The sequence below is a fragment of the Herbaspirillum sp. VT-16-41 genome (assembly GCF_001994935.1).
GTDB lineage: Bacteria > Pseudomonadota > Gammaproteobacteria > Burkholderiales > Burkholderiaceae_D > Herbaspirillum > Herbaspirillum frisingense.
Window position 1 is genome coordinate 119099 of the sequence record NZ_MUXB01000168.1, and the last position, 12738, is coordinate 131836.

A 12738-nucleotide genomic window follows, 5' to 3' on the forward strand; every position below is an offset into this window, starting at 1 on the left:
CGCCACATCTGACGCATTGAAGCATTTCCGCATTCCACGCATTCTTCAGACTTAGAGGTCCATCATGATGTTGAACAACCCCGCCGCCAAATACCGCCCCTTCCCCGCCATCGACCTGCCGGATCGCACCTGGCCCAGCAAGGTGATCGACACCCCGCCGATCTGGATGAGCACCGACCTGCGCGATGGCAACCAGGCCCTGATCGAACCGATGAACGCCGAGCGCAAGCTGCGCTTCTTCGAACTGCTGTTGAAGACCGGCCTGAAGGAGATCGAAGTCGGCTTCCCCTCGGCCTCGCAGACCGACTTCGACTTCGTGCGCAAGCTCATCGTCGAAAACCGCATCCCCGACGACGTCACCATCATCGTGCTGACCCAGTCGCGTGAAGAACTGATCCGCCGCACCGTGGAATCGCTGGAAGGCGCCAAGAAGGCCATCGTTCACCTGTATAACTCGGTGGCACCAGCCTTCCGCAAGATCGTCTTCAACATGTCGCGCGACGAGATCAAGAACATCGCCGTCACCGGCACCAGGCTGGTCAAGGAACTGACCGATGCGCGTCCCGGCACCGAGTGGCGCTTCGAGTATTCGCCGGAATCCTTCAGCACCACCGAACTGGACTTCTCCAAGGACATCTGCGACGCCGTCTGCGAAACCTGGGGCGCCACGCCCAATCGCAAGATCATCCTGAACCTGCCCTCCACCGTCGAGTGCGCCACTCCCAACGTCTACGCCGACCAGATCGAGTGGATGTGCCGCAACCTGAAGCACCGCGACAGCGCCATCATCTCGGTGCACCCGCACAATGATCGCGGCACCGCCGTGGCCTCGGCCGAACTGGCCGTGATGGCCGGCGCCGACCGCGTCGAAGGCTGCCTGTTCGGCAACGGCGAGCGCACCGGCAACGTCGACCTGGTCACCCTGGCCCTGAACCTGTACACCCAGGGTGTCAACCCGGGTCTGGACTTCTCCGACATCGACGTAGTACGCCAGGTGGTGGAAGAGTGCAACCAGATCCCGGTGCACCCGCGTCACCCGTATGTGGGCGACCTGGTCTTCACCGCCTTCTCCGGCTCGCACCAGGATGCCATCAAGAAGGGCTTCGCCAAGCAGCAGCCCGACGCCATCTGGGAAGTGCCCTACCTGCCGATCGACCCGGCCGACCTGGGCCGCAGCTACGATGCGGTCATCCGCGTCAACAGCCAGTCCGGCAAGGGCGGCATGGCCTACCTGCTGGAACAGGAATACGGCCTGGCCCTGCCGCGCCGCCTGCAGATCGAATTCTCGCGCGCCATCCAGCGCGAGGCCGATGCCACCGGCAAGGAAATCGCTGCCTCCGACATCCACGCCATCTTCCAGCGTGAATACCTGGAGCGCAGCGAGCCCTATGTCTATCGCGCCCACCGCATGTCGGAAGACACGGCCAAGGCCGAGTCGATCAACATCGAAGTCGACATCGTGCGCAATGGCCAGCCAGTCACCGTGCGCGGCAGCGGCAACGGCCCCATCGATGCCTTCGTGCATGCCCTGGGCCTGGACATCAAGCTGATGGACTTCCATGAACACGCCATCGGTGCCGGTGCCGACGCCAAGGCGGCCAGCTACATCGAACTGCGCCTGAACGAAGCCCCGACCGGCTTCGGCGTGGGCATCGACGCCAACATCGTCACCGCTTCCTTCAAGGCCGTGCTGTCTGCCGTGAACCGCCAGATCGCCATCAGCGAGAGCGCCAACCAGGCCGGCTCCTCGCAAGCCAAGGCTGCCTGAAAACGGAACAGCGCCGGCGATCCCGGCCTGTTTCCGTGAGCGTAACGCTTCCAGCGCCGACCTACAGGTCGGCGCTGTTTCGTCCAGCCTCCCTTTTCAGGCTTCTCTTTCTGCATCCCACCCCGCGTTCTCTCCGCGTACGGCGCATTGCCGTCGCAAAGCATCCCTCTTTGTTTCATCGCAAAGGCAAGCCCGGGCTGCCGACCTAGAATGCCCCGCTCAGGCCGCCGCACTCCCATGCCGTCGGCCGCCAACCTCGGGACATCCCATGATCCAGATCAGCGTCCGCTCGTCAGCCCCCACATCGTCCAAGCCGGGTCCTGCAAACACCCCTCCGGCCCTGTTCTCGCTGGGATTTCGGCCCTTCTTCCTGGCCGGCAGCCTGTGGGCGGCCCTGTGCATGGTGCTGTGGATCGGCATCCTGCACGGTCACGTGGTCTTGCCCACCCATTTCGATGCCCTGAGCTGGCACATCCACGAAATGCTGTTCGGCTGGATCATGGCCGCCATCGCCGGCTTCCTGCTCACTGCCATCCCCAACTGGACCGGCCGCACTCCGGTACGTGGCACCCTGCTCGCGGTATTGGCCGGCCTGTGGCTGCTGGGCCGCGTGGTCGGCACCGTTTCCGCGCTGCTGCCGCTGTGGCTGGCAGCGCTGGCTGAACTGCTGTTTCCGGTGGCCCTGTGCACCGTGGCCTGGCGCGACATCATCGCCGCCCGCAACCGCCGCAACCTGCCCATGCCACTCCCCGTGGCCCTGCTGGGCGTGGCCGACCTGCTGATGTACCTGCGCGTCGGCGGCGTGGATCTGCCCCCGGGCCTGGACTGGCGCCTGGCACTGGTGGCGGTCTGCATCCTGATGTCAGTGATCGGCGCGCGCATCATCCCGGCCTTCACGCGCAACTGGCTCACGGCACACCGCAGCCCGCTTCAAGTCACCAGCCATCGCTGGCTCGACATGGCCGCCACCGCCAGCCTGCACGCCACGCTGCTGGCCTGGGCCTGCCTGCCCCGCGCCACTGCCGTAGGTGCCCTGCTGTTACTGGCGGCGGCGCTGAACCTGGCCAGGCTGCTGGGCTGGCGCGGCCATGCCACCCTGGCCGAACCCCTGCTGGCCGTGCTGCACCTGGCCTATCTGTGGCTGATCGCCGGCGTAGCCCTGTTGGGCCTGAGCCTGGTGGCGCTACCGACGCTGGAAATCGGCGCCATCCACGCGCTCACAGCCGGTGCCATGGGCAGCATGGTGCTGGGGGTGATGACGCGGGTATCGCTGGGGCATACCGGCCGTGCCCTGCGCGCCGATCGCAGCACCGTCGCCATCTATACGGCCATCAGCGCGGCAGCTGGATGTCGCATTGCAGCAACGTTCATCTCGGGCAACTTGCTCCTGACGATCTCTGCTGCCTGCTGGTCGCTGGCCTTCCTGCTGTTCGTGCTACGCTACGCGGCTGTCCTGAGTCAGCCGCGCGCTGCCTGAGGTCAGCGACACCGATCGCCGCAAGACCGCGTCCCCCCGCACGGCCTTGCAGCTTGAATTGTCGGCCAGCCAATATTGCCGCGAGGATAGATATTCCGTCATGAATTTACGTGATGAGAAGGTTCTCGTTACACGTAACTGGCTTATCATCGATGGCTGGTCATCACACCAGTTCTTTTGCTTTAGCAGACAAGTCGCAATCACATTTTTCGGGGGGAAAATAATGCGCTTCAGTAATCTCAGCATTGCCACACGCCTGGCCTTCGCCTTTTCGGTCCTGATCCTGGTGATCGCCGCCATCGTCACCCTGGGCCTGATCCGCCTGGGAGACATCAACAAGGCACTCGATCTGGTGGTCAACGACCGCTACAAGAAGATCGCCCTCATCAACACCATTTCCGGCAAGATCGACGACGTCGCCATCGCCGTACGCAACCAGTTGCTGACCAATAGTCCCGAGCAGGCAGCGCGGGAACAGGCGGTCGTGAAAGATCTTTCGCAGCAGGTCACGGCACACCTGAAGGACCTCGACGAGATGCTGCTCAATCCCGCGGCCCGCGCGCAACTGGCCAAGGTCATGAAGGCGCGCGACGAATATGCCGCCCAGCGCAGGGAAGTCGAGACACTCAATGCCAAGGGCCAGCGCGATGCTGCTGTCGAACTGCTCATCACCAAAGTCGGCGCGTTGCAGAAAGCCTACTTCGGTGAACTGGACAACCTGGCCGACACCCAGCAAAAGATGATGGACCAGTCGGTCACCGACGCTGAAGCCGCCTACAACACCACGCGCCTGATCATGCTGGCCTCCGGCCTGGTCTCGGCCCTGTTCGCCGCCTTCATCGCCTGGACCATTTCGCGCAGCATCACCCGGCCGCTCAGCCGTGCCGTCGAAGTGGCCGAGACCGTCGCCGCCGGTGACCTGACCGCCGTGATCGACTCCCGCTCCACCGACGAGACCGGCCGCCTGCTGCACGCACTGGCGGCAATGAACCAGAAGCTCAAGGCCATCGTGCTCGAAGTGCGACGCGGCACCGACTCCATGGTCACCGCCTCGACCCAGATCGCCACTGGCAACCTGGACCTCTCTTCGCGCACCGAGGAACAGGCCAGCGCTCTGGAAGAGACGGCCTCTTCGCTGGAACAACTGACCTCCAGCGTCAAGCAGAACGCCGACCACACCCGCAAATCCAGCGAGCTCGCCGGCACCGCCACGCAAGTGGCCAACCAGGGCGGCCAGGCTGTCAAGCAGGTGGTGCAGACCATGGGCGCCATCAATGATTCCTCGCGCAAGATCGTAGACATCATCTCGGTCATCGACGGCATTGCCTTCCAGACCAACATCCTGGCGCTCAATGCCGCCGTGGAAGCGGCACGCGCCGGCGAACAGGGCCGTGGCTTTGCCGTGGTGGCCTCCGAAGTGCGCGGACTGGCGCAGCGTTCAGCCACCGCCGCCAAGGAAATCAAGGAGCTGATCAACGACTCGGTCAGCCAGGTCTCCTCCGGGACCGAGTTGGTGGCACAGGCCGGCAGTACCATGGATGAGGTGGTCCACAGCATCGAACAGGTCAGCCACATCGTCGGAGAGATTTCAGCGGCCACGCGGGAACAGAGCGACGGCATCGAACAGGTCAACCAGGCCATCATGCAGATGGACAACACCACGCAGCAGAACGCCGCCCTGGTGGAAGAAGCCGCCGCAGCGGCCCAGGCGCTGCAGGATCAGGCCCAGCGTCTGCTGGAACTGGTCAGTGTGTTCCGTCTGGACGAGAAGGGGGCAGCACCGGAAATGAGCAGTGTCCCGCGCATTATCCAGGCCACTGCCGTGCGCAAGGCGCCGCCGGTAGCGGTGGCAGCCGCTGCAAGCCCGGCCAAGGCTTTGCCGGCACGTCCGGCGCCATCAGCGGCGCCCACCGCCCGGCCGGCCCTGCCCGCCAGCCACAAGGAGGAAAAGTCGGACGAGTGGGAGACCTTCTAAGCCTGTCGCCGAGCGCGGTATCAGGCCTGGCGTGCCAGCCTGATGCCGCTGACCTGCCAGCGCGCCATGGCGGGAAAGAAGTTGCGGTAGGTCAGCCGGGCATGATTGAGCGGCGTGGCCGATGACGATCCCCGCAGTACGTACTGGTTGACCATGAACTTGCCGTTGTACTCGCCCACCGCGCCCGGTGCCGCAGCAAAGCCGGGATATGGCGCATAGCTGCTGCTGGTCCACTGCCAGGCCACCCCGAAGAACTCGCGCCCCTGGCCCTGCAGACGGGCCGCCGCGTGCTCCCACTCGGCTTCGGTCAGCAAACGCGCCCCGGCCCAGCGGGCATAGGCGTCGGCTTCGTAATACGACAGGTGCACGACGGCACGATGCGGTTGCAGCGGCTGCAGACCATACTCGGTGAACTCACGCCATCGCCCGTTTCCGGCGGGACGCCAATAGAGCGGATAGTTCAGGTCCTGCTGCTTCTTCCACTCCCAACCCTCGGACAGCCACAAGCTGGCGTCCTGATAGCCGCCGGCCTCGACAAAGGCCAGGTATTCGGCATTGTTGACCAGCCGCGAAGCGCACTGATAAGCCTCGACGAACTGGCGATGGCGCGGCGTCTCGTTATCGAAGCAGAAGCCGCTGCCGGCATGACCGATCTCCACCACGCCGGCGTCGATGCGGTGCCATTGCAATTCCAGCTCAACCGGATCGTTCAACTGCATGCTGGCCGGCAGTGGCTGGTAGGCCGGCTGCAGCGGATTGATCGACAACAGCACCTTGATGTCGGTCAGCATCAGCTCCTGGTGCTGCTGCTCATGCTGCATGCCCAGCTCCAGCAGGGCCAGGAAATCCTTCAGCTGGGCCTGCTGCGGCCCCGTGTCGGGATCGGCGCCATCGGCCTCCAGCGCATCGATCAGCAACAGCATGCGTTCGTCCACCTGGGCCCGATAGGCCATCACTTCCTCCAGCGCCGGCCGGGTCAGCAGTCCACGCTGCGGGCGCGGGAATTTTGCGCCCACGCCCTCGTAGTAGGAATTGAAGAGCATGCGGAACTGCGGATGGAACGGCGCAAAACCGGACTGGAAACGCTCCAGCAAAAAGGTCTCGAAGAACCACGTGGTATGCGCCAGATGCCACTTGATCGGACTGGCGTCGGGCATGGCCTGCACGCAACAATCCTCGGCCGACAGGGGCTCGGCGATCAGCTGCGACTGACGGCGCAGGCGACGGTAGCGGTCGCCCAACCTTTCGCGCGGGCGATGGTTGAGTTGCTGGACGGCAGCGTCGATCACGGCATCGATGGTGGCGGCGGTGGCCGCCGCCGCGGATTCCGGGACAAGCTGCCGCATGGACTGGTCCAGGGTAGTAAGGACTGAGGGCATCCGCTCTCCTGCAAAAAGCCTGAAATTCAAGGGATAGGGCTCAACGCGCTCTTCAGCGCGCCTGGGCGTAACACACCGCAAACCAGCGCCGCGCATCGAACCACATCCGGCAGCCGCCGAAACCGGCCTGCTCCAGCAGGCCCAGGATGTCCTGCTCGCTGAACTTGTGGCTGTACTCGGTATGGATGCGCTCGCCCTGACGGAAGGTACGGCGCGCACCGGGCCAGCGGACGATGAGGTCGCGCCTGGCCTCCAGGTGCATTTCGATGCGCTGGAAGCGGGCATTGTAGAAAGCCACATGGCGCCAGTCCCGTGCATTGAAATCGGCACCGATGAGCTCGTTGACGTGCTTAAGTACGTTCAGGTTGAATGCCGCCGTTACGCCCAGGGCGTCGTCATAGGCGGCTTCCAGCACGTGCGTATCCTTGACCAGGTCCAGCCCGATCAGGATGCCACCCTCTCCGCTCGGCAGCGCCGACCGTACACGACGCAGGAAGGCCAGCGCCTGCTGTGGATCGAAATTACCCAGCGACGAACCGGGATAGAAGAACAGCCGCCGTTGCGCATCCACTTCCAACGGCAGTGTCAGCGTCGAGGAAAAATCCATCGCCAGCGGCTGCATCGGGATATCCGGGAAACGACGCTGCAAGCCCTGCACCGACTGGTGCAGGAAGTCGGTGGAAATATCCACCGGCACGTACTGCCGAGGCTGCAACGCCCCGAACAGCGACGCCGCCTTGGCGCAGTTGCCGGCGCCCAGGTCGATCAGGGTGCAGCCGGTACCGACTGCTGCCGCCATGGCGTCCTGATGGGTGGCATAGATGGCTGCCTCGGTGCGGGTCGGATAATACTCGGGCAGATCGCAGATGGCTTCGAACAGCTTGCTGCCCAAGGCATCGTAGAAATACTTGGGCGAGATATACGCCTCGCGGGCGCTGAGCCCGGCCACCAGTTCGGCGCCGGGCTGGCTACAGTGCCCACTACTGGCTTCTGCACGGGGCTGCCGGTGGTCGGCGCGGATATCGGAATCGGAATCGGAGCTATCCCAGCATGTGGGGATCAGTGCGGGTTGGGCCAAGCGTATCTCCTTGCCAATGACGGTGGGTGGATGCTGCTTCTCTGCGGATGGGCGCTACCGGCTTGGGTACTGTAACAGGCCGGGGCGGTCAGGCAATGGCTGACGGACAACTTTGCGATACACTTTGTCAGATCGTCCGGGGCTGCCGGGGCTATCCTCGGGGCTGTTCCGGGACTGTTTATACTGATGCCTGTTCCGACTAGGGCGCAGCGCGGTGGTTCAACGCGGCAATGAGATTTTCGCCCCGCCCACCGACGTAGCCCGATGGCAACAGGATCGTTGCCCACGGTCCCAAGTGTTATCCCTCCAGCGCGCTGGCCCCTAAACCCTGATCCCTGTCCATGTCTTCCACGCCGCCGCCTTCGCTCACCCATTCTGCACACCCGACCCAGTCCGCCGACACCGATCCAGACACTAGCCAGGCCAGCGCCACGGCGCGCAAGTCGGCACTGGCGGCGCTGCGCGGCCTGCTGCCTTTTCTCGCTCCCTACAAGAAACAGTTCCTGCTGGCCGGCCTGGCCTTGCTGGTGGCCGCTGCGGCGACCCTGGCGGTGCCCTACGCCTTCAAGCAGATGATCGATCTGGGTTTCGGAGCGGCCGGCCCAGGCGCGACCGGCCCAGGTGCGGCCGGCCCAGGCGCGGCCGGCAGCGCCGCCCACATCAACCTCTATTTCCTGGCCCTGTTCGGCGTGGCCTGCGTGCTGGGGGTGGCCACCGCGCTGCGCTTCTACATGGTGTCGTGGCTGGGTGAACGCGTTACGGCCGACCTGCGCAGCGCCGTCTATGCGCACGTGGTCACGCAAAGCCCGGAGTTCTTCGAAACCACCAAGACCGGTGAAGTGCTCTCGCGCCTGACCACCGACACCACCCTCATCCAGACCCTGGTCGGCACCAGCATCTCAATGGCCCTGCGCAATATCCTGCTGTTCCTGGGTGGCATGAGCATGCTCTTCATCACCAGCGCCCGACTGACCTCGATCATCATCGTCATGCTGGCAGCCGTGGTCCTGCCCATCGTGTTCTACGGCCGGCGCGTGCGCAAGCTCTCGCGCGCCTCGCAGGACCGCGTGGCGGACGCCTCGGCCATGGCCGGCGAAATCCTCAACGCCATGCCAACGGTACAGGCTTTCACCCATGAGGAAATCGAAGCGCGCCGCTTCGGCCAGTCGGTGGAGCGCGCCTTCGAAACCGCCATGGAGCGCATCCGCGCCCGCTCGCTGCTGACGGTGGTGGCCATCCTGCTGGTGTTCGGCGCCATCGTCTTCGTGCTATGGCTGGGCGCGCATGCGGTCATGCGCGGCGGCATGAGCGGCGGCGAACTCGGCCAGTTCATCCTCTATGCCTCGCTGGTGGCGGGCTCCCTGGGCGCGCTCTCGGAAGTGATGGGAGACACCCAGCGCGCCGCTGGCGCCACCGATCGCCTGCTCGACCTGCTGGCAGCACACTCACCGGTGCAGTCGGTGCTTCTGCCGGAAAAACTGCCACCGCGCACCGCCAACGGCGCGGCCCTGCACATCGCCGAGCTCGACTTCCACTATCCGTCGCGCCCGGAGCATGCCTCGCTGGCAGGGTTCTCGCTCGATGTCCGCCCAGGCGAAACGGTCGCCGTGGTCGGCCCCTCCGGCGCGGGCAAGACCACGCTGTTCCAGTTGCTGTTGCGCTTCTACGATCCGCAGCAGGGCAGCATCCACCTCGATGGCGTGGACATCCGCTACCTGACCCTGCAGGACCTGCGCAACGCCATCGGCATCGTGCCGCAGGACACCGTCATCTTCTCGGCCAATGCCATGGAAAACATCCGCTTCGGCCGGCCCGGTGCCAGCGATGCGGAAGTGATTGCCGCCGCCCAGATGGCCGCCGCCCACGAATTCATCGAACGCCTGCCGCAGGGCTATCAGTGCTTCCTGGGCGAACGCGGCGTGCGCCTGTCCGGCGGCCAGCGCCAGCGTATCGCCATCGCCCGCGCACTGTTGAAGAACCCGCCACTGCTGTTGCTGGACGAGGCCACCAGCGCTTTGGATGCCGAATCCGAACGACTGGTGCAAAGCGCACTGGAAGCCGCCATGGTGGGACGCACCACCCTGGTCATTGCGCACCGCCTGGCGACGGTGCAGCGCGCTGACCGCATCATCGTGCTGGAGCACGGCCGTATCGTCGAGACCGGCACCCATGCCGAACTGGTGGCCCGCGACGGTCTCTACGCCAGCCTGGCGGCCCTGCAGTTCGAGACCCAGAAGTAGCCAGTGGGCGGTGGCCGACGCGAAATCCTGAAATCCCCTAGACTGCGCATTTCGCCAGCCATCGACATGACAGGAGTTCCGCATGAGTAGCCAATTGTTTTCGCCTCTGAGCCTGCGCGGCATCACCTTGCCCAATCGCATCGCGGTCTCGCCGATGTGCCAGTATTCGGCCGAGGACGGCTTCGTCAACGACTGGCACCTGGTGCACCTGGGCAGCCGCGCCGTAGGCGGCGCCGGCCTGGTCATCATGGAGGCCACGGCGGTGGTCCCCGAAGGCCGCATCACCGCGGCCGACCTCGGTATCTGGAAGGACGAGCACATCGCCCCCCTGCGCCGCATTACCCGCTTCATCGAACAACAAGGCGCGGTGCCGGGCGTGCAACTGGCGCACGCCGGCCGCAAGGCCAGCTCCCTGCGACCCTGGGACGGCCCGGCCGGCAGTGTCGCCGTGGCCGAGGGCGGCTGGCTGCCGCGGGCCCCATCCGCGCTGCCCTTTGACACCAGCTACACCGAGCCGCAGGCACTCAGCGTCGAGGACATCGCCGCCCTGGTGCAGGCCTTCGCCGATGCAGCCCGACGCGCCCATGCGGCCGGCTTCAAGCTGATCGAACTGCACGGCGCCCATGGCTACCTGGGCCACCAGTTCCTGTCCCCGCTGAGCAATCGTCGCAACGATCACTATGGTGGCTCCTTCGAGAACCGCATCCGCTTCCTGCTGGAAACCGTGCGCGCCACCCGTGCCGTCTGGCCGGACGAGCTGCCGCTGCTGGTGCGCCTGTCGGCCACCGACTGGGCCGAAGGCGGCTGGACGCCGGACGACACCGTGGCCCTGGCAGCCCGCCTGCGTGAGCTGGGTGTGGACCTGGTGGACGTCTCCAGCGGCGGCAACCTGCCGTCGGCGCCGATTCCGGTCGGCCCCGGTTACCAGACCGGCTTTGCCGCCCGCGTCAAGGCCGAGGCCGGTATCGCCACCGGTACCGTGGGCATGATCACCGACGCCATCCAGGCCGAACACGTGCTGCGCACCGGCCAGGCCGACCTGGTGCTGCTGGCGCGCGAACTCTTGCGCGACCCCTACTGGCCCATGCAGGCGGCACAGCAATTGCGTGAAGACATCGCCTGGCCGCCGCAATACGTGCGCGCCGCCTCCAGCAAGACACCGCTGCGACCGGATGTGCAGTACGGGCGCAACGCCGACTGAGATTTCCTGTGGATAAAAAGAAAAATGCTGCCCGGTCGGGTGTCGACCGGGCAGCATTTTTTATGGGACGCCGAAGCTGGGTCTGCGTACCGCAGATCAGCCCGGACGACGCTTGTGACGGATGTATTCGATGATCCCCGGCAGGATGGACAGGATCACGATCACCACGATCAACAGGCTCAGGTTCTGCTTCACGATGGGCAGGTTGCCGAAGAAGTAGCCGGCATAGCCAAAGCTGGCCACCCAGGCGATGCCGCCGATGACGTTGTAGAGGAAGAAGCGCGGATAGGTCATCGCACCCACGCCGGCCACGAAGGGCGCGAAGGTACGCACGATGGGTGCGAAGCGGGCAATGATGATGGCCTTACCGCCGTGCTTTTCGAAGAAGGCATGGGTCTTGTCCAGGTACTCCTTCTTGAAGATGCGTGAATTGGGCTTGTCGAACACCTTGATGCCCAGCATCTTGCCGATCTGGTAGTTGGTGCTGTCTCCCAGGATCGCGGCCACGATCAGGGTCAGCAGCATCAGGTGGATATCGTAGGCACCGGTGGCAGCCAGCGCGCCGGTGACGAACAGCAGCGAATCGCCGGGCAGGATGGGGGTGACCACCAGGCCCGTTTCACAGAAGATGATCAGGAACAGGATCAGGAACAACCAGGGTCCGTAGGAAGCGGCCAGCTCGGCCAGGTGACGGTCGATGTGGACGATGAAATCGACCAGGAACAAGAGAATATCCATAAGGCCTGCAAGGGAAGTGGCGGAAAGTGGGCATTGTACCAACAGCCTGAGCCATACCCGCCAAATTTGACGCAGCGCCGCATGCACGCTGGCTAGCTGCGCTCAGCTTCCCGGGTGTGCGTCAATCCGGCAGGCCATCGCCGGCCAGGATCATCTCTGCTGCGCTCAACAGGTCACCCTGCAGCCCCTCGCGCGCCTTTTGCGGCGAGGCCTCGCGCAGGCCTTCCAGCAGGATCGCATGATGCTTCAGGGCCGGCGCTTCAGCCAGGCGGCGCGAACCGGCGCGCAGGTCGAGGTTGATCACCGGGCCCACCTGCAGCCACAGGCCGGCGATCAGGTCCACCAGGGTTGGCATGCCCGAACCCTGGTAGGCGGCGAAATGCAGTTCCTTGTTCAGGCGGATGATCACATCGACATTGGGCTTCTTGCGCTGCATTTCCACCGACAGGGTTTCGTGCAGACGGGCGACTTCATCGAGCTCGTCCGGACGGATGTGGCCGGCCGCGTGTTCCACCGCCAGGCCCTCCAGCGCCAGCCGTATCTTGAGCAGTTCGCTGAACTTGCCCTTGGTCATCAGCGGTACGCGCATGGCGCGGTTGGGCAGGATTTCCAGCGCCCCCTCTGCGGCCAGTTGACGCACTGCCTCGCGTACCGGCATGGGGCTGGTTCCCAGTGCATCGGCCAGACCCTTGAGCGTGAGCTTCTGGCCGGGCCGCACCTGGCCGGCCTGGATCAGTTCGCACAGGTCCTGATAGACCCGCTCGGACAGCGTGGCGTGCTGGATCTTGCGCACGGTGGAGAGGTCGGCAATCAGTGTCTGGTCCATGGCGATAGATGAAAATTTTTTGCGGATTATAGCGGAGCACTTCCCGCGAGCACTGT

9 protein-coding genes are annotated in these 12738 nt (G+C 64.7%); 5 read left to right on the forward strand and 4 right to left on the reverse strand.

From position 1 onward, the window contains the following. Positions 1-64 precede the first annotated feature (64 nt). The 3 genes from leuA (at position 65) to BTM36_RS25020 (ending at position 5220) form a co-directional block, all read left to right on the forward strand. Positions 65-1768 carry a 2-isopropylmalate synthase gene (gene leuA / locus BTM36_RS25010; RefSeq protein WP_039876004.1) on the forward strand — a complete coding sequence of 568 codons (1704 nt, stop codon included), beginning with the start codon at positions 65-67 and terminating at the stop codon, positions 1766-1768. A gap of 268 nt (positions 1769-2036) precedes the next feature. Further along, complete coding sequence (locus BTM36_RS25015) at positions 2037-3245, forward strand: NnrS family protein (protein WP_077238377.1); 1209 nt, start codon at positions 2037-2039, stop codon at positions 3243-3245. A 223-nt stretch (positions 3246-3468) separates the two neighbouring features. Next, entirely contained in the window at positions 3469-5220 is a 1752-nt protein-coding gene (locus BTM36_RS25020; protein ID WP_077238378.1) for a methyl-accepting chemotaxis protein, read from the forward strand. Between the two features lie 20 nt (positions 5221-5240). Here BTM36_RS25020 and egtB read toward each other — a convergent pair whose 3' ends face one another. Together egtB and egtD are read right to left on the reverse strand one after the other, a co-directional pair. Continuing rightward, entirely contained in the window at positions 5241-6566 is a 1326-nt protein-coding gene (egtB, locus tag BTM36_RS25025) for an ergothioneine biosynthesis protein EgtB (RefSeq protein ID WP_077238405.1), read from the reverse strand. 85 nt (positions 6567-6651) lie between these two features. Continuing rightward, complete coding sequence (egtD, locus tag BTM36_RS25030; RefSeq protein WP_254427091.1) at positions 6652-7551, reverse strand: L-histidine N(alpha)-methyltransferase; 900 nt, start codon at positions 7549-7551, stop codon at positions 6652-6654. Positions 7552-8012: 461 nt separating this feature from the next. Between egtD and BTM36_RS25035 the strand changes: the two genes are divergently transcribed. Continuing rightward, positions 8013-9917: an ABC transporter transmembrane domain-containing protein gene (locus BTM36_RS25035; RefSeq protein WP_077238380.1), complete on the forward strand. Its 1905-nt coding sequence runs from the start codon at positions 8013-8015 to the stop codon at positions 9915-9917. 82 nt (positions 9918-9999) lie between these two features. After that, positions 10000-11118: an NADH:flavin oxidoreductase/NADH oxidase gene (locus tag BTM36_RS25040; protein WP_077238381.1), complete on the forward strand. Its 1119-nt coding sequence runs from the start codon at positions 10000-10002 to the stop codon at positions 11116-11118. Positions 11119-11214: 96 nt separating this feature from the next. On the opposite strand, the gene BTM36_RS25045 is transcribed toward BTM36_RS25040, so the two are convergent. Beyond that, positions 11215-11856 carry a DedA family protein gene (locus tag BTM36_RS25045; RefSeq protein WP_039876006.1) on the reverse strand — a complete coding sequence of 214 codons (642 nt, stop codon included), beginning with the start codon at positions 11854-11856 and terminating at the stop codon, positions 11215-11217. Positions 11857-11977: 121 nt separating this feature from the next. After that, on the reverse strand, positions 11978-12682 hold the full coding sequence (locus tag BTM36_RS25050) for a GntR family transcriptional regulator (protein WP_077238382.1): 705 nt from the start codon (positions 12680-12682) through the stop codon (positions 11978-11980). Between the last annotated feature and the right edge of the window lie 56 nt (positions 12683-12738).